Below are 16,708 nucleotides of genomic sequence, written 5' to 3'. Positions count from 1 at the left end.
AATCTCTACGACACACTGCGCGATCGCTCATACAAAATTTCCTCCTCCGCCACCTGGAAGTCATTGCCTACCCAAACTAGGGAAACTTGCGAAACCACACCCGCCTCTAGGGTGACAATGGAAAAATTACGCAACTTCTCGCCGTCATTTTCCACAATCCTCGGCACAATGGCTGCATTCAAGTAAATTGTCCCCTCTGGACTTCTAAAGATGGGCTTGCGCTGCACCTTCTTGGTATGGCGTAAATCTCGGTGCATATGACCAAATGTCACCAGGGGAATGGTTTTACCAGCAGTCAAGGCTTGAGAAATCGCCTCGCCAAAATCTGGATCACCAAAATCGCCGCCAATTGGGTGCCAGTCTTTGCCGCAGGGGTCTTCGGGGCGATCGCCTAACCCACTAGGCCCATTGTGACCCAAAAATATAATCGTCTCGTAAGCGGCGCTTTTCACCGCTTTCACGATGCGATCGGCGGATTCTTCCAAACTCGTCACACCGTAACGTTCTTTACAGATTTCCGCGAATTTCCACTCTGGGCCACCCCAGGTAAAGGGACGACCCCCCACTACAGTTAAATTCCAAGCGGGAAAATCTAGCTTACCGTAACCGACATGGGACGCGCCTAATAAATCGAGTTGTTCCTGTACCCAGTCTTCCTTAGAGCGGTCATAAGGAGCCTTTTTGCGTCCCCATTCGGTGGCGGTGTACCAGGCATCGTGGTTGCCCATTACGGCTGCTTTGGGAATATCGAGAGAAGCGATCGCTCTGACCACTTCCACCGATTCATTGCCAAAATCCCCGACAAACAGCGCTAAGTCAACACCCAGATGCTTGAGTGCAATACCATCTTCCACTTCCCATTGGTCGTGAACATCTCCAATTACAGCAATTTTGAGGGTTATCGATTGAGTTTTCTGACTGGTCATGCCACTTTCCTTGCCGTCTATCTCCAGGATATGAAACTCAGCCCGATTTGGACACAACCCCAAAATATCAACCGTCCACTATTTTTGGTAAAAACTACTATAATTGATTCCACAGGACATAAATTTGCAACTTAGAGCACCCCCTAATTGTGTTTACCACTGCACTAGCTCAACGAGAAAAAACCCAACCGGGTGAACTACCACTAGATTTGTTTGCCGCCATTGAGAGTCTCAAAAAAGAACTCAATGCAGTTATTCTGGCACATTATTATCAAGAGCCAGATATTCAGGATATTGCAGACTTTATTGGCGATTCATTACAACTGGCGAAAGCCGCAGAAAAAACTAATGCGGATGTGATCGTGTTTGCTGGTGTTCACTTCATGGCAGAAACAGCAAAGATACTTAATCCCGATAAATTAGTACTTTTACCAGATTTGAATGCTGGTTGTTCTTTAGCCGACAGTTGTCCACCTGAGGAGTTTGCAGCTTTTAAAGCAGCGCATCCAGATCATTTGGTGGTGTCTTATATCAACTGCTCTGCTGATATTAAGGCGATGAGCGATATTATTTGTACTAGTTCCAACGCTGTGAAAATTGTGCAGCAGATACCGAAGGAACAGCCGATTATTTTTGCCCCAGATCGGAATTTGGGGCGGTATGTCATGGAACAGACTGAACGAGATTTGGTGCTATGGCAAGGTAGCTGTGTTGTCCATGAAACCTTTTCGGAAAAGAAAATTGTCCAGTTAAAAATTACCCACCCAGAAGCAGAGGCGATCGCACACCCAGAATGTGAAAGTAGTGTATTGCGCCACGCTAGCTTTATTGGCTCCACAGCCGCCTTACTGAAGTATTGTCAAAACAGCCCTACCAAGGAATTTATCGTTGCTACGGAGCCTGGAATCATTCACCAAATGCAAAAACTAGCTCCTGACAAGCGTTTTATTCCTGCCCCACCGATGAATAACTGCGCTTGTAACGAATGTCCGTTTATGCGGTTAAACACTCTAGAAAAGCTCTACTGGGCAATGAAAAATCGCACTCCCGAAATTACCATGTCAGAGGATATTCGCCTTGCTGCACTGCGACCAATGCAACGAATGCTGGAGATGAGCGTGTAACTAGTATTTTTATCCATAAGGTAGAGACGCAGTTTTATTGCGTCTCTACCCATAAGTTATTTTTTCTAAACACTTGCTATTTATAAAACATGGTGCTAATATTATTAATCGTGAGACAAATCGGGTCGGTGTCCGAGTGGTTAATGGAGACGGACTGTAAATCCGTTGGCTAGCGCCTACGCTGGTTCAAATCCAGCCCGGCCCACCACTTGCGAAGTTATAGGTTATAATGTCTGGGTAAAGAGCAAAGCTCCCAGCATTGTAACTTACAACTAAAAAACCAAAGTTATATTTTGCCCGTGTGGCTCAGTGGTAGAGCACACCCTTGGTAAGGGTGAGGTCACGAGTTCAATCCTCGTCACGGGCTTTTTAAATTCACAGAATAATCAACGCAAAGTTAAGGGTTTCAGGCTTTTTAAGGAATCTGGATGTTGAAAAGCTCACTCTCTTACTTCCATTTTTGGCTATTCTGACTATGATTTTGACTATGATTTTGACTATGATTTGGCTATGAGCTTGTTTTTTGACTATGATTTTGACTATGATTTTTATAGAGCAATTTATTTTCATAGTCAAAACTAATGGACAGAACACAAAAAGCGTCTAAAGGAACAGTAAGTGTTGAATCATTTCAAAGTCGATTACGTCTGAGACTGCCAAGACAACTTTACGAGGGTACACAAAAGTATCTGACCCTGAATTTAGCTGATACACCAGAAAATCGTCAGCTAGCAGAACAGAAAGCACATCAGATAGAGTTAGACATTGCATCTGGTAGCTTTGATGAAACACTGGCTAAGTACAAGCCACAGAGACATTTATCTATAGTTACTCCTGGCGAACAGCCGAAAATATTAACAATTTCAGACCTGTGGGATAGGTACATTGATTACAAACGTCAATCTCTAAAACCTAGAACACTGGATAAACTAGCTGTACTAGAAAAACATATTAAACGCTGTCCATATCAAGATTTGGATGAGGGTATCAAAATCAGACTTGCATTGTTGCAACAAACAACTATCTCACAAGCCAAAGATGTACTCATGTATCTTTCAGCAGCTTGTAAATGGGGAATGAAATATGGTTTAGTAACTTTTAATCCTTTTGAAGGGATGTACAATGAGCTTCCCAAGCATAAGTGGCAGGATAATTCACAACCTAACGCCTTTAGTGAAGAAGAGAAAGAAAAAATAATTCAGGCTTTTAAAAATCACAAACCATCTAAAGGTATAGGCTACAGTTATTACTCACCATTTGTGGAGTTTTTGTTTTTAACAGGATGCCGACCATCAGAAGCTATCGGTCTGCAATGGAAGCATATTACACCTGATTGTTCTCAAATTACCTTTGAAGGCGCATTAGTTCAGGTGGGAAATGGTGAAAGGGTAAGGGTTAATGGCTCTAAGAACAATAAAAAGCGTGTTTTTAACTGTAACCAACGACTACAAGAATTAATTTTAAAAATCAAACCAGAACATCTTGAGCCGGAATCTTTAATATTTCCATCACCAGAAGGATTATCAATACATTACAGAAACTTCTCACGTCGAGCTTGGGATAAAATTGTAGACCCATTAGTAGAACGTCAAACCACACCATATTCATGTCGTGATACTTTCATATCTGAGCAAATTGCAAAAGGTGTTCCTACTGCTGTAGTTGCAAAATGGTGTGATAATTCGGTGGATGTTATAGAACAAAAATATCTTGATGGTAAACTTTTAGAGCAACTTAAACCGCTTTAGTATATTCACTGTTCAGAAACTGACATCCTTACTCAAGATGTTACTACGAGTTCAATCTTCTTCATAGGTTGTTAACTGTCCTTCTACTTTTCCATAAGCCATCTTCACCCAATAACCTCTAGGTGGTTTTTCAACCCCATAAGCCTTACACCACTTTTCTACAGCCTTGTCAGACACGCCCAAATCTCTCCCAATTTGTGCGGTTGGCTTTTCCCAAACTAGTTTTTCCAGTTCTTCTTTTGATGGTCTTTCTACTTTTCTAGTATGAATTCTAGAATCTGGGTTAACCTTTCTGGTTGTTAAATCAACGCCAAACTCCTTGTAGGTTCGCTTAGACGCTGCTTCAGTAAAATCTGTAAAATCCTCCCACCAGTAAAACGGTGTAGGTGAATTAGGTATCTGGGTAGTTATGTAGCAACCATTAAAGTTAATTGATGGATAAACAACTTTATCTATGTCAGGCAGATAAACAGCATAAAAGTCAAAGTCATTTACTTTATACTTCTTCTGATGAGTACCATTTTTATTTACCCAAATAGTTTTATTTACTACCCTGTTGTCTCCCGCGTATTTAGCTTGTATTTTGTAAAATTTATCATCTTTGTAGGCAACAAAATCAAAAGGTAAATGCTCACAAACAAATGGTGTGAGAATCAAGTATCCTTTAAGAGTTAGATCCGCGATCGCTTTCGTAGCAGCAATATCGCCTTTATTCTTGGTATGATGCAGCAATAACGAACCCTCAATCGAGATAATCATCATATCACTTCACAGTGCTTGAGGGTTCATGTTGAGTTAAAACGAGCGCGGCAGGGCTCGAACCTGCGACCGATTGCTTAGAAGGCAATTGCTCTATCCACTGAGCTACGCGCCCAACATAAATTAATGGCTCCCAAAGGAGTCATCTAGACTATTATATCGTCTTCACCTACCAAGAAGCAATCGAAAATTGCAGATTTACCACTAGCAAGGCTAAGATGCTAGTCGCTAGTTAGTCAATCTACACCGAAAACGAAACAGATGGGGTATTGGTTTAGATATATTGAGTTGTCAAGGAGTTATTTGCCTGTTAGCGCCAACGCCCTCTGGATGGCTACCTTCGGGAAATATCTGGCGATCGCTAGGTTCATTTCCACAGTATGCTAGCTAATTTCAGCCTTGGCGATGCTGCCAAATGCCATTATATATTCCATATTAAGAGTGCCCCTGTGAGGAGTTATTTGCTAGTGCCATGTTTATTCTCAAACGGCAGGATGTTGAAATATCAAGCATTCAGCACCCAAAAAAGGATCAGCAGGTGCCGATTCTTAGTTATCAAGGGCAGACTTTTCGCTTGATTAGTGTCTTCAAAGCTAGTCAAGAGGAAGAAGCTAGAGCCTTATGGAGAGAATTAACGGATAACCGGGGTAAAGCCTGTGTTTTACTAGAGGAACCGGAACGCTTTAGCGTCTGGGGTAAAATCCGTTTAGAGCATCTGGGTACTGACACAGGTGGTCATGGGAAAACGGGGATTTTAATCCAAGCCAGTCTTTTGCTGTTGCAAGGTGTTTATATCGATATTGAAGAGTTTTTAGGTGCTAAACAAGCTGCATTATTTGAGAAAGATATTGCCGAAGCATTAAAGCAGAAGCAATTTCCCCAAGCATCTTCTTTAGAAGCGGTTAAATATTTGGTATCTACTAATCCTTTGCCGACAGCCAAAATACCTGATTGGCAAGAAAATCATGTAGTTATCCTGTTACAAGAACTCCATCGATTAGGAAAGGCGTATTTTGGCAACGCTAATTTTACCAAACAAGTGATTTATAAGCTAGAAGATATGCCAGAAGCCGAGCGATCGCTGTTTATCAGTTGGCTAAATCAATCGCCACTGGGTAAACTATGGCAGTAGCATGGAAATTTTTTAACAAAATTCCTGCCACTGGCACTTGCTTTTGCTGTCCGATTGTGTATTACTTGGCAGACACACTGCTACATATACAGTCTTTTAACTCAAAATATTGCCAGAGTGCATCTACATAAGTCTTGCCCTATGAATAACTCTTACGAGAATTCGTTCCTTTCTAAATCAATTTTCACGACTCAGAACATTGTCTTAACTAATATTGGCTGGGCGGTACTGGCACTGCTATACTTTTTGTTGTTTAGTGCCAAAGTTCCCGGAGCAAATGGCATAGAAAGCCGGGCCCAGTGGTATGTGATTGGCACAAATATTTTTGAAGCTTTAGCTTATTTGGCTGCCAGTATCTTATGCTTGAGGAACTGGCTGAGTCCGCAAATCGTCAGTGGACGGAATGTTTGGCTCTTAATTGGGCTAGGTATGCTTTCCTATTTCGTTGGGGGGATAATTTTCGGCTATACGGAAATAGTTTTAAAAGATGAACCGGATGTGTCTGTAGGCGATATATTTTTTGTACTGACTTATCTATTACTTGGCGCAGGCATGACTTTAGCTGTGGCTTCCAGGCGAATCAACCTGGAAAAATGGCAGTGGCTAATTGTCTTAGGAATTGCAGTATTCGGTAGTTTGTTGGCATGGTGGATTTCTATGCAACAGGAAAAACCCTCAGAACTGCTAATCGCTATTTTGAACTGGTTTTACGTAGTTAGCGATGTGGTTTTGTTAATTATTGCTACCACTCTGCTGTTAGCCTTTTGGGGGGGAAGAGTTTCCCAGTCTTGGCGAATGATTGCAGCCGCGGCCTTTTCGCTCTACATTGCAGATATGTGGTTTAAATATGCCCAAGGCCCCAATTATCAAAGTGGGGAGATATTAGAAGTGTTTTGGGTGTTTAGTGGAGTGTTATTTGGCATGGGCGCTGTCTTAGAATATGACGCATCATTAAGACGAACGCGGCGTACCGGCGGACGGAAACGAACTTAGTAAAGATTTTTGGTATCTACCGTGAGAAAATTAACAGAGTCTGACAAGCAAGAAATTCTTAAGTTATATCGAGAGACTGCCGAAACAACCTCAACTTTGGCAGACCGCTATGGTGTGAGTAACTCGACAATTAGTCGCCTGCTCAAAAGCACTTTACCAGAAGACGAGTATGAATACTTAGTCTCTTTAAAGCGGGCTGCGAGAACTCCTGAGGGAAGGGCACAGGTAAGCTACGAGCAGTTACCCCTGCTGATTCAACCAGAGCCGGAGATACCGGAGATAGAAGTTCCACCTACTGAAAGCCAACCCTTGGAAGTGCCAAAGGTTGAGCCACTGCCACGTCGGGTAATTCGTGTAGATGAGGAACTTTACTCAGAGGAAACGGCGGAGTCAATCGCCGCTAGTAGACGGGTGCGGCGACGCCCCTCGGTGTCGGAAAAACCGAAGCTACGAGTAACAGAGAAATTAGAAACTCCAGAGCAAAAGCCGCCGGAAATAGTCAGCATCTCCATCCCACCGCTAAAGAATGAACATCCAGGTGCGGCCGTCATCGCGCAGATGCTGGGCGAAGATTTGCTAGACGAATCAGAGGATTTGGATGATTTAGAAGATGACGATTTAGAAGATGACGATTTTGAAGAAGAAGACTTTGATGATGATGACCTGGATGACCAAAGGCCGTTAGTCACAAAACGAAGACCAGGTGAAGCATCAGTTCAAGTTTTACCTCTGTCGGTAGCCAATTTGCCTAAAACTTGCTATCTGGTAATTGACCGTTCCTCGGAATTAATTACCCGACCTCTCAAGGACTTTGGTGATTTGGGGCAAATTCCCAGCCTGGAAACTCAGCAAAGAACTCTGCCGGTGTTTGATAATCATCGCGTCGCCAAGCGTTTTTCTACGAAGCGCGATCGCGTGATTAAAGTTCCTGATAGTAAAATGCTCCATAAGGCTCGGACTCATTTGCAAGCTAAGGGCATCACACGATTGCTGATTGATGGTCAGGTCTACTCGTTGTCTACGACGGTTTAGAGGTCATGGAGACACCTGCTGGCTATGGTGTGGTATTGGTGACAGCTGGCAACATGCAGGAGGCAGAAGCAATTGCAAATGCCCTTGTGGAAGCGAAACTCGCTGCTTGTGTGAGTCTGTTACCAATCCACTCAATTTATACCTGGCAAGGGGAACTGCATAAAGAGCAAGAATGGCAATTAGTGATTAAAACTGACTTGGCGCAATTTCCGGCAATGGAGGCCAAAATTCAGGAACTGCACTCCTATGAAGTGCCAGAAATTATTGCTTTACCAATTGTTGCCGGTTCTCAAGCTTACTTGCAGTGGATTTCTCAGCAAGTTAAAAGTAAAGATTGAGGAGTTAGAATTTCCATAACTCCTCACTCTTTACTCTCAACTACTAACTCTAAGCGTAAACAGCTGCTTCAAAACGAGTTGCCAAGTTAATAATGTCCTGCTTACGAGCAATCTGGTTCATCCATTGTTGAGGAATATTTTCCACCCCGTAGTAAATTCCCGCTAACCCACCGGTGACAGCAGCAGTAGTATCGGTATCTCCGCCTAAGTTGACAGCTTTCAACACCGCTTCAGAATAAGACGAGCTATTTAACAAGCACCACAGGGATGATTCTAAGGTATCAATCACATAGCCACCAGAATTAATCTCTTCTAAGCGAACTGTCATCTGACCACGTACCAGCAGGAACATCCCAAGTTCCATAACCCAGCATTGTTGTCACTGGAGATTTTACTCGTTCAGCGCTGCTGGTGAACTCTACTGGCACACCCAACGCATCACCAACACATAAACCCATCAAACCAGACAACGTTTTTGCAGCGGTTAGCATTCTTCAAGCAGCATGAAACTTTTCTACAACTGATTTTACTTGCGAAAAGTCGCTGATTAAACGCTTGGTAAGCTGTTCCACATTTAACTTTCTCCCATTAGGGCGGGCTTTCCGGTCCACCCCACAAGAGTTAGGTTTAATTAGGTTATGCAATTTAGATGTTTTTCAGCTTATAATTTTTAATTCCAAACTAACTGTAAACAGCCCTTGCAAAACGCTCTGCCAAGTAAATAATGTCTTGTCTACGAGCAATTTGGTTCATCCATTGTTGAGGAATATTTTCCACGCCGTAATAAATACCCGCTAACCCACCTGCGACGGCAGCAGTAGTATCAGTATCTCCGCCTAAGTTGACAGCTTTCAGTACCGCCTCAGAATAAGACGAGCTATTTAATAAACACCACAGCGATGACTCTAAGGTATCAATCACATAGCCACCAGAATTAATCTCTTCTACTGGTAACTTGGCAATCTCACCACTGAAAATTCTGCCAAAATGCGGCTTCTCTAACAAAAATTCTCGCACAGAATAAATTGTTTGGATGTCTTGCAATGCTTGTAGATAAGCTGTTTGGAGGTCAGCCCCTTCTAGTAGCGCCACTGCAATACTAATATAAATGCCGCAGGCCATCTGCGATCGCGCATGAGCATGAGTAATCGCCGAAACATCATGCACCCGCGCCAGCAATTCGCCTAAAGTCAAGTTTCTGTGACAATAAGCCATCGGCAAGATTCTCATCAAAGAACCGTTGCCATTACTATTTTCAACCTTACCACCCGCCTGATGGGGAACAACTCCCTGTTTCAGGCGCATAATTGCTGTATGGGTAGTTTGACCAATATCAAAGACATCGCCGCGAGGAGTCCAGTAAGCCTCTTTGTACCAGCGCCAGAAGGAATTGGCTATGGCATCCAACGAATATCCTCTACAAAGACATTCTGCCAAGCAAAAGCTTAAGGAACTATCATCTGACCAAGTTCCTGGTGGTTGATTCCATGTGCCATAACCCAGCATTGTTGTCACTGGAGATTTTACTCGTTCAGCACGGCTAGTAAACTCCACCGGCACACCCAACGCATCACCGACACATAAACCCATCAAACCAGACAACGTTTTTGCAGCGGTTAGCATTATTCAATCTCCACAAGAATTGCTCAAAATTAACTTTATAGATTTCCTCTATAGCTTGTTGCAACAGATGCTACAGCCTACTTTTTCATCCTATGTGAAAAACTCGGCAAAAATTGTTAATCGCGTATTTTATTTCCCATATACCGACCTAGTTTTAGTTCCAAATGTTGCGCCAGTTTCAAAAGCGTCTATCTGGGGAGAAAAAACTAGAATGAAAAAATATTTAAATGTAATTATAACAGCTTATTTAGAAATATAAGGGATAGTTAGCCTGTAAGGCTTATGCATCAATAATAACAGTCACGTCGCTTATCTACGAGACCGGAGGCGAACGCTCCGAATTCACGCATTCACGCATTAATAATCCTCATAAATAAATTTAGTTGCTCTGTATCATGAGTCTGTTTTGGTCATATAAGAATAATTGGGAAACATTTGGAACATGAACGCACGATTTTCGGACTGGAATATAGACGAGTGCCATTATCCCACAACTTTCTGTGGATGTGCCCATCACTAATAGAACTAATGCCTATTTAACTGGTGGTTATTCTTTTGTAGAAAAAGATGGCTAACCAACTCCTATAGGTAAGAGATATTCAGTAGTGTTAGCTGCTGGTGTTGAATCGGAAGTTGCTAACAACTTCCGATTCAACACTAATGCCAAAGTCGGACTTGGTGCCTACCAAAATAGCGATACTCCTGCTGTTAGCATCAATGGCGGTCTTGGCGATCGCTTCAAATAAATAAAAGATAATTGAGTCCTTAGTCGCTTTATACTTTACTAAGTACTCAGGACTCAGCACGGGCTAAACGCCCCGAAGAAAGCTAACAAAACTTACTACTCCAAAAAGCTGGTTTGGTTAAGTGTTACATAACTGACAAAGCCTGCTTTTGCCGTGGTAAAATTAGACTATTCCTCATTATTCCGGCCGGATTACCGGAGATCAACTAGCCGAAGGGTGCTGATTCGGCGTCTACTAATGCTTTATTGAGAATACTATACAAGTCTAATGGTTAAATCTGCTCCTTCCCCCATCGCTAGCCGTAAGCCTTCCAAAGTAGAAGGAATCAAGGAAAATAGTAATTTTTTGCGTGAACCTGTAGCAAGTGAGATCCTTGAAGACACTACCCATTTTACCGAAAATGCGGTGCAGCTTTTGAAGTTTCACGGTTCTTACCAGCAGGATAACCGTGACAACCGCACCAAGGGACAGGAAAAAGATTACCAGTTTATGCTGCGGACAAAAAATCCGGGTGGTTTGGTACCACAGCAGCTGTATTTGGCTTTAGATAAACTAGCTGATGAGTATGGCAACCACACCTTACGAGTAACTACCCGTCAAGGTTTCCAAATGCACGGAATTTTAAAGAAGAATCTTAAGACAGCAATTGCCACAATTGTCAAGAACCTGGGTACGACTTTGGGAGCTTGCGGTGACATTAATCGAAATGTGATGGCACCACCAGCCCCATTTAAGAATCGCCCAGAGTATCAGTATGCTTGGGAGTATGCCCAGAATATTGCTGACTTGCTCTCAGCACAGACAGGCGCTTATTACGAAATTTGGCTAGATGGGGAAAAAGCAATTAGTGCTCAAGAGAACCCAGAGGTGAAAGCAGCCCGACAGCGCAATGGCAATGGCACAATTATCCATAACAACGAAGAACCAATTTATGGTACACACTACATGCCCCGCAAGTTCAAAATTTGCGTGACGGTGCCAGGGGATAATTCGATTGATTTATATTCCCAAGACCTGACGTTGGTAGTAATTACTAATAAAAAGAAACAGCTAGAAGGATTTAATATTTTTGCTGGTGGTGGTTTAGGTAGAACCCACGGTAAAGAAGAAACTTTCGCTAGGTTAGCAGACCCCATCGGTTATGTGGCGAAAGATGACGTTTACAACATAGTAAAAGCGATTGTTGCTACCCAGAGAGATTATGGCGATCGCACTGATCGTCGTCATGCCAGATTAAAATATCTAATCAACGATTGGGGCTTAGATAAATTCCGTGCCCAAGTTGAAGAATATTTCGGCAAATCAATTGAAGCCTTCAAACCACTACCAGAGTTTAAATATCACGACTTCCTTGGCTGGAACGAACAAGGTGATGGCAAGCTATTCTTAGGAATTTCTATTGACAATGGTCGAATCAAGGATGAAGGTTCGTTTCAACTGAAAACCGCTTTGCGGGAAATTGTCGAACAGTTCAACTTGTCCATCCGTTTGACAGCCAACCACAACCTAATTTTTTACGATATCGAACCAGATAGGAAGCAAGCTATTCAAGACATTCTCAGCCGTCACGGTGTCGGAGACGACCCTAGTAAAATTGAACCTTTAGTGCGGTATGCAATGGCTTGTCCGGCTTTACCGACTTGCGGCTTGGCAATCACAGAATCAGAACGCGCAATACCGGGGATTTTGGAGCGGATTCGTGCCTTGTTAGATAAAGTTGGTTTACAAAATGAGCATTTTGTGGTAAGGATGACAGGATGCCCCAACGGGTGCGCTCGTCCCTACTTAGCAGAATTGGGCTTTGTCGGTAGCGCTCCCGAATCTTACCAATTATGGTTAGGGGGTTCGCCAAATCAGACGCGACTGGCGCAACCTTACACAGAGAAGCTGCACCATAATGATCTAGACAGCTTCCTAGAGCCGATTTTTGTTTACTTTAAGAAATCTCGGAAATCTAAGGAAAGCTTTGGTGATTTTTGCGATCGCGTTGGTTTTGATGCCATCCGCGAATTTGCAGCTAGCTATGATCCCCAAACAGCCAATGCTGGAAACAAATCGCGCCATCGGGTAAATTTGAAAGAAGAGGTTTATAGTAAGTTGAAGCAAGTAGCAGAAAGTCAAGGTAAGCCTATGACTCAGTTAGTGACTGAAGCGCTAGAGACTTACTTCCAAAATCTTTCTTGACACTCCTACGGCTGTGAAACTAACAAAGAACGCTCAGTTTCACAGCAGTGGGATTCTGGAATCACAGGAGTTCTAATGAACTTACCCTCATCAAACATCTTGACCGTTTGCCCAACGGCTGCACATCCTCTTAAGAGAACGACTTGAGCGGCTGCAACATCTCTGTTTATATATTGAAATGAGCAGTGGATGCTGTTGGCGAAGTCAAAAGTAGACAGGGGTTCGGTCAGGGCGATTGTTGAAGAGATCATAGAGGAGTATGGTGAATGAACGACGTTGTAGAAAATGGCAACAACGTAAAACTTTTATCCAGTAAACCTTGTAGACGTTGTAAACGACATAATGTCAGCTGTATAGCCGCAATTGCTACAAACATGAACACGTTCTGACAAGTCTTTTTTACCTGTTTCAGTATAGAGTTTAGGTAACACATCCACAGAAAACCTGAATTATGGTAACGACAGCAAAATTTGCAGAAACTAGGGATGTGCTGCAAAACATTAGCTGGCAGACATTCAAAGCCATGCTGGCAGATATGGGATCTGAGCGAAATAAAAGGCTAGCTTATGACAACGGAATAGTAGAAATTATGACGCCGCAGATGCCACACGAGAACTCAAACCGTCTCATTGAAGGTTTTGTTCTTGTGCTGTGTGAAGAATTTGGTTTAGAAGTTAAAAGCGCTGGCTCGTTGACTATGACGCGAGATGATTTAGAACGAGGAGCCGAGCCGGATAGTAGTTACTATATCCAAAACGAATTGTTAGTCCGCAACAAAGAAAATATTGACCTGAGTACAGACCCACCACCAGACTTAGTATTGGAAGTAGAATACTCCAAACCGAAGATAGACAAGTTGACCCTTTATGCTTCAATGGGAGTCCCAGAATTCTGGCGGTATAACGGAAATGTGTTGAGAATTTACACCTTTAACAGTGGACAATACTCGCAAAGCGATCGCAGTCCAACTTTTGCGCCCGTGCTAGTGACGGAGATTCCCCGATTTATCCAAGAAAGCAAGAAAGTTGGACAAATAGCAGCAACTCGTGCTTTCCGTAGCTGGGTTAGACAGCAGATGTCTACAGCAGGACAATAATTTATTAAGAAAAATGTCTCAACTGCAAAGAATTGCGATCGCACCTGACCAACTCCAACAAGGGCAAATTTTACTTACAAAAGAACAACAGCATTATTTGGGGCGTGTGTTGCGCTTGCGTGAAGGCGATCGCTTTATTGCAATGGATGGTAAAGGAAAATGGTGGTTAGCGCAGTTAGCAAGGGAACAAGCAGAGGTTTTAGAACCACTTTTAGTAGAAACTGAATTACCTATATCTATTACGCTGATGGTGGCGTTGCCTAAAGGCAATGGCTTTGATGAAGTGGTGCGGTGTTGTACAGAGTTGGGAGTAACTTGTATTGCACCAGTATTGAGCGATCGCACTTTGCTTCATCCTAGTCCTCAAAAGCTTGAACGCTGGCGGCGCATCGCAGCTGAAGCCGCCGAGCAATCAGAGCGCTCTTTTGTGCCGACAATTTTAGAGCCTGTTACTTTTAGCACTGCTGTCACTGCTAATCAGACAAGTCACCGTTACATTTGTGAGGCTCGTGGAGAGTATCCCCATTTAAACAAAATGCTGAGTAGCATCTCTGGCGAGATTGTCATTGCTACTGGCCCAGAGGGGGGATGGACAACACAAGAAATCGAGAATGCGAAGTCAGCTGGATTTCAACCTGTTTCTCTTGGTCGGCGCATCCTGAGAGCAGTTACGGCTCCAATAGTAGCATTATCCTTGATTACCGCAGCTTGTGAAGTATAAATGATTTATAGCTCACGCAAAAGAGATTTTGCGCGAGACATCACTCCAGCGTGCATTTAAAGTAAGTGATGATTGAGCAAGTTGCGATCGCTTTTGAGCATAAAGACTATGAAACAGCTGCTAAATTACTCAAACAGCTGCAAAAAGAATCGCCCGAGAATCCTTGGGTGCAATATTATCTCGGTCGGCTACATGAAGTATCTGAAAAGCGCCAAGATGCAGAAAAAATTTATCGGCAACTGCTGCTAGATACAAGGAATGCCAAAATAGTGACGCTCGCACGTCAAGCTTTGCGACGGCTACAAGAAATGGAACAAGAAGAAAGACAAAGAGCCATTTCTCAAGCAACAGCCCAACCGAATAACACCCAACTTGGCGTACTAGTCTTAGAACCACTCACTACCGAGATGAAAACAGAAGCGTCTCGAAAATTTGCCCAGATTATGCAGTTAGACCCCTACACTGCACGACTGGTACTACCAAGCCGTGGTTGGAGGTTGTACCGCACTGGCCAAGTAGGAGAACTAAAATTTTATGGCAAACAGCTACAGCAGGCTGGCATTCCTTGCTTTTGGGCAACAATAGCTCAAATTCAGCAAATTCAAGTTTATCAAATCAAATATTTCCAAGAATCTACCCCACAAGCTACTATTGTTTGCTGCAACGAGGCAAATCAACTCGGTTCTCTCAGCTTTGACTGGTCAGAAGTGACAGCAAAAGTAGTGGGGCTTTTGCCCATTTTTGAACAAGTTGTAGATGTTGATGCCCACCGTAAACTGGAATGGAAAACTCAAACACAAGACTATGCTCACTTTTGTGATTTACACCTACCTGGTAGACGTTGCATTCTCCGACTTTATGATAACGGCTATCAATTCCAACAAGGTTTAGAAATTATTCCCCAAGCTAGCCAAAATACAATCAGAATTAATTGGAATAATTTATCGAGTTGGATTGACCAGCAACTACCTCAAGTCAAAATTTGGTCAGATTTTACGCATTTTGCAGATACAACATTAGATAAAACAGAAATGCTGGGTCATATCAAGTCTCATATTCATCTGTTTCGTAGAGAACAGACTAATTGGGACTCGGCTTTTCATTTATATAGTGGACTGGTGTTTATTAAATAATTCGTAGACAAGTATAAAATGACGCGCTTTATACATGAAAAATTCGCCAAGGACTATCTGGAAGAATTACTAAAAGATTACGGAGAAGTCAAGCCATCAGAAAAAGTTTCAGGAGAGATTAAAGAAATAGATGTTTTGTTTACTCCTTCTAAACAGCAAAGCTCTAATTTACAAGTGCTAGGATTGCTAGGAAGATTTGCTGAACATCCTGCAATATTAGAACCCTCAATAAAGGTCGGGTAGGACGGGTAGTTTTAGATGAAAAAGTCTCGACCCTAAAAGATGCAGTTGTAGTGGAGAAAATTAAGCGATCGCTCCTACTTTGGAGAATTCACCCATCTACAACTGGCAAAGTTATCTTAACCTTGCATCTTCACGTTTAACTTATAGAGACCGTAAATTTACGGTCTCTATCAATTACTTAGGCGTTTTAACCTGACGTGCCATGTCTAGGTAAGCACTCATATTTGCCCCTGGACGGCGACGACCATTAGAGCTAATAGCCGAAGGAGCGAGATATTTAGGCGCAAAGGTTGTTTCAGTTGGCTGCTCTTTGAGTACTTTGGCTGCTGCGGCTTTTGCCTTTTTGCCAGGTTCAACTTTAAGACCCTCAGCAGTCTGGACTAGCGTAACATCGGGTGGTTTGGGATTTTTAGCTGATTTTTCCTTACTCTTAGTTGCTGCGGTTTTTGTTCCGTTCAATGATTCTGGTTTGGATGGAGTTGGTGCTTCTGATCCAATTGTCTGTGCTACTTTCTTAGCATTCGATGTAACTGTCTCTGCTATTTTCTTGGCATTCGATGCTACGTCTTTAGCAGCATCTTTGGCAGCATCTTTGGCTTCGTCCAATTCTAAGAAGTAGCCGTTGCTTTTCTTCTTCCCTGGTAACAGTCCGGTAATGAAACCCAGAATACCGTTAAGAAAACCCTGAATACCCGAACTTAACTTTTTGATAAAATCCATTACAATTACTCCTGCCTTTTACCTTTTATATTGGGAACTCGACCGTAATCGTTAAAAATTACGACAAAATGTTACATTTTCTACTTTGCGTCACCCCGTTCTGGTGACAACCCTTAATAGGTTTGTGCTTAATTAACATTGTAGTAAAACTACAGGGCAAATGTTCTATTGCAGGCATTTGCAACCTGCA

General features: G+C 42.7%; 16 protein-coding genes, 3 tRNA genes and 3 pseudogenes. 15 read left to right on the top strand and 7 right to left on the bottom strand.

From position 1 onward, the window contains the following. Window positions 1–5 precede the first annotated feature (5 nt). Entirely contained in the window at window positions 6–926 is a 921-nt protein-coding gene (locus HWQ23_RS04065) for a TIGR04168 family protein (RefSeq protein WP_292823988.1), read from the bottom strand. A 149-nt stretch (window positions 927–1,075) separates the two neighbouring features. Here HWQ23_RS04065 and nadA point away from each other — a divergent pair, with 149 nt between their 5' ends. The 4 genes from nadA to HWQ23_RS04045 all read left to right on the top strand — a co-directional run bounded on the left by nadA (window position 1,076) and on the right by HWQ23_RS04045 (window position 3,798). Further along, window positions 1,076–2,050: a quinolinate synthase NadA gene (gene nadA / locus HWQ23_RS04060; protein WP_292823859.1), complete on the top strand. Its 975-nt coding sequence runs from the start codon at window positions 1,076–1,078 to the stop codon at window positions 2,048–2,050. Between the two features lie 122 nt (window positions 2,051–2,172). Further along, window positions 2,173–2,258, top strand: a tRNA-Tyr gene (locus tag HWQ23_RS04055). 87 nt (window positions 2,259–2,345) lie between these two features. Continuing rightward, window positions 2,346–2,417: transfer RNA gene (locus tag HWQ23_RS04050), tRNA-Thr, on the top strand. 214 nt (window positions 2,418–2,631) lie between these two features. Beyond that, window positions 2,632–3,798, top strand: a complete 1,167-nt coding sequence (locus HWQ23_RS04045) for an Arm DNA-binding domain-containing protein (protein WP_292823856.1) — start codon at window positions 2,632–2,634, stop codon at window positions 3,796–3,798. A gap of 51 nt (window positions 3,799–3,849) precedes the next feature. On the opposite strand, the gene HWQ23_RS04040 is transcribed toward HWQ23_RS04045, so the two are convergent. Further along, window positions 3,850–4,557, bottom strand: coding sequence for a group I intron-associated PD-(D/E)XK endonuclease (locus tag HWQ23_RS04040; protein ID WP_292823985.1), 708 nt, complete (start codon window positions 4,555–4,557; stop codon window positions 3,850–3,852). Between the two features lie 42 nt (window positions 4,558–4,599). Continuing rightward, window positions 4,600–4,672, bottom strand: a tRNA-Arg gene (locus tag HWQ23_RS04035). Window positions 4,673–5,029: 357 nt separating this feature from the next. On the opposite strand from HWQ23_RS04035, the gene HWQ23_RS04030 reads away from it, so the two are divergent. The 4 genes from HWQ23_RS04030 (at window position 5,030) to cutA (ending at window position 8,052) form a co-directional block, all read left to right on the top strand. Then, window positions 5,030–5,689: an Npun_F0813 family protein gene (locus HWQ23_RS04030; RefSeq protein WP_292823853.1), complete on the top strand. Its 660-nt coding sequence runs from the start codon at window positions 5,030–5,032 to the stop codon at window positions 5,687–5,689. Window positions 5,690–5,830: 141 nt separating this feature from the next. After that, window positions 5,831–6,682: a hypothetical protein gene (locus HWQ23_RS04025; protein ID WP_292823850.1), complete on the top strand. Its 852-nt coding sequence runs from the start codon at window positions 5,831–5,833 to the stop codon at window positions 6,680–6,682. Between the two features lie 21 nt (window positions 6,683–6,703). Beyond that, a complete protein-coding gene (locus HWQ23_RS04020; RefSeq protein ID WP_292823848.1) occupies window positions 6,704–7,714 on the top strand; it encodes a helix-turn-helix domain-containing protein in 1,011 nt (336 codons plus the stop codon). 5 nt (window positions 7,715–7,719) lie between these two features. Then, on the top strand, window positions 7,720–8,052 hold the full coding sequence (cutA, locus tag HWQ23_RS04015; RefSeq protein WP_292823846.1) for a divalent-cation tolerance protein CutA: 333 nt from the start codon (window positions 7,720–7,722) through the stop codon (window positions 8,050–8,052). A 49-nt stretch (window positions 8,053–8,101) separates the two neighbouring features. Here cutA and HWQ23_RS04010 read toward each other — a convergent pair. Beyond that, window positions 8,102–8,543 (bottom strand): annotated as a pseudogene (locus HWQ23_RS04010) (ADP-ribosylglycohydrolase family protein). A gap of 190 nt (window positions 8,544–8,733) precedes the next feature. Continuing rightward, window positions 8,734–9,675, bottom strand: coding sequence for an ADP-ribosylglycohydrolase family protein (locus HWQ23_RS04005; RefSeq protein ID WP_292823843.1), 942 nt, complete (start codon window positions 9,673–9,675; stop codon window positions 8,734–8,736). Between the two features lie 473 nt (window positions 9,676–10,148). Between HWQ23_RS04005 and HWQ23_RS04000 the strand changes: the two are divergent. Further along, window positions 10,149–10,421, top strand: a pseudogene (locus tag HWQ23_RS04000) (hypothetical protein); the annotation flags it as partial. A 267-nt stretch (window positions 10,422–10,688) separates the two neighbouring features. Next, the gene (gene sir, locus HWQ23_RS03995) at window positions 10,689–12,605 is read left to right on the top strand and encodes a sulfite reductase, ferredoxin dependent (RefSeq protein WP_292823840.1); all 1,917 of its coding nucleotides are present in this window, start codon (window positions 10,689–10,691) and stop codon (window positions 12,603–12,605) included. Window positions 12,606–12,610: 5 nt separating this feature from the next. Here the strand turns inward: sir and HWQ23_RS03990 are convergent, their stop codons facing one another. Continuing rightward, window positions 12,611–12,856 (bottom strand): hypothetical protein, encoded by a 246-nt coding sequence (locus HWQ23_RS03990; protein WP_292823837.1) that lies wholly within the window; start codon window positions 12,854–12,856, stop codon window positions 12,611–12,613. A 200-nt stretch (window positions 12,857–13,056) separates the two neighbouring features. Between HWQ23_RS03990 and HWQ23_RS03985 the strand changes: the two genes are divergently transcribed. The 5 genes and pseudogenes from HWQ23_RS03985 (at window position 13,057) to HWQ23_RS33355 (ending at window position 15,938) form a co-directional block, all read left to right on the top strand. Beyond that, a complete protein-coding gene (locus HWQ23_RS03985; protein WP_292823834.1) occupies window positions 13,057–13,701 on the top strand; it encodes a Uma2 family endonuclease in 645 nt (214 codons plus the stop codon). Between the two features lie 13 nt (window positions 13,702–13,714). Continuing rightward, window positions 13,715–14,422 (top strand): 16S rRNA (uracil(1498)-N(3))-methyltransferase, encoded by a 708-nt coding sequence (locus HWQ23_RS03980; protein WP_292823831.1) that lies wholly within the window; start codon window positions 13,715–13,717, stop codon window positions 14,420–14,422. A gap of 68 nt (window positions 14,423–14,490) precedes the next feature. Further along, entirely contained in the window at window positions 14,491–15,555 is a 1,065-nt protein-coding gene (locus HWQ23_RS03975; protein ID WP_292823828.1) for a tetratricopeptide repeat protein, read from the top strand. An 18-nt stretch (window positions 15,556–15,573) separates the two neighbouring features. Next, a pseudogene (locus HWQ23_RS03970) lies at window positions 15,574–15,780 on the top strand (DUF4351 domain-containing protein); the annotation flags it as partial. After that, entirely contained in the window at window positions 15,771–15,938 is a 168-nt protein-coding gene (locus tag HWQ23_RS33355; RefSeq protein WP_365740528.1) for an after-VIT domain-containing protein, read from the top strand. The pseudogene HWQ23_RS03970 and the gene HWQ23_RS33355, both read left to right, overlap by 10 nt. Before the next feature lie 34 nt (window positions 15,939–15,972). Here HWQ23_RS33355 and HWQ23_RS03965 read toward each other — a convergent pair whose 3' ends face one another. Further along, the gene (locus HWQ23_RS03965; protein WP_292823825.1) at window positions 15,973–16,518 is read right to left on the bottom strand and encodes a hypothetical protein; all 546 of its coding nucleotides are present in this window, start codon (window positions 16,516–16,518) and stop codon (window positions 15,973–15,975) included. Window positions 16,519–16,708 lie beyond the last annotated feature (190 nt).

Origin of the sequence: Nostoc sp. JL33 (assembly GCF_017114985.1) — a bacterium.
Lineage (GTDB): Bacteria > Cyanobacteriota > Cyanobacteriia > Cyanobacteriales > Nostocaceae > Nostoc.
The sequence above is the reverse complement of the archived record's forward strand: the minus strand, read 5'-3'. Positions and strand labels throughout refer to the sequence as shown.

Excerpts from the sequence above, each read along its gene's own strand:
- cutA (WP_292823846.1), top strand. The coding sequence starts at position 7,720 with ATGGAGACACCTGCTGGCTATGGTGTGGTATTGGTGACAGCTGGCAAC.
- HWQ23_RS03985 (WP_292823834.1), top strand. The coding sequence starts at position 13,057 with ATGGTAACGACAGCAAAATTTGCAGAAACTAGGGATGTGCTGCAAAAC.
- HWQ23_RS03975 (WP_292823828.1), top strand. The coding sequence starts at position 14,491 with ATGATTGAGCAAGTTGCGATCGCTTTTGAGCATAAAGACTATGAAACA.
- HWQ23_RS04005 (WP_292823843.1), bottom strand. The coding sequence starts at position 9,675 with ATGCTAACCGCTGCAAAAACGTTGTCTGGTTTGATGGGTTTATGTGTC.
- HWQ23_RS04030 (WP_292823853.1), top strand. The coding sequence starts at position 5,030 with ATGTTTATTCTCAAACGGCAGGATGTTGAAATATCAAGCATTCAGCAC.
- HWQ23_RS04065 (WP_292823988.1), bottom strand. The coding sequence starts at position 926 with ATGACCAGTCAGAAAACTCAATCGATAACCCTCAAAATTGCTGTAATT.
- HWQ23_RS03980 (WP_292823831.1), top strand. The coding sequence starts at position 13,715 with ATGTCTCAACTGCAAAGAATTGCGATCGCACCTGACCAACTCCAACAA.
- sir (WP_292823840.1), top strand. The coding sequence starts at position 10,689 with ATGGTTAAATCTGCTCCTTCCCCCATCGCTAGCCGTAAGCCTTCCAAA.
- HWQ23_RS04040 (WP_292823985.1), bottom strand. The coding sequence starts at position 4,557 with ATGATTATCTCGATTGAGGGTTCGTTATTGCTGCATCATACCAAGAAT.
- HWQ23_RS04045 (WP_292823856.1), top strand. The coding sequence starts at position 2,632 with ATGGACAGAACACAAAAAGCGTCTAAAGGAACAGTAAGTGTTGAATCA.
- HWQ23_RS03990 (WP_292823837.1), bottom strand. The coding sequence starts at position 12,856 with ATGATCTCTTCAACAATCGCCCTGACCGAACCCCTGTCTACTTTTGAC.
- HWQ23_RS03965 (WP_292823825.1), bottom strand. The coding sequence starts at position 16,518 with ATGGATTTTATCAAAAAGTTAAGTTCGGGTATTCAGGGTTTTCTTAAC.
- HWQ23_RS04025 (WP_292823850.1), top strand. The coding sequence starts at position 5,831 with ATGAATAACTCTTACGAGAATTCGTTCCTTTCTAAATCAATTTTCACG.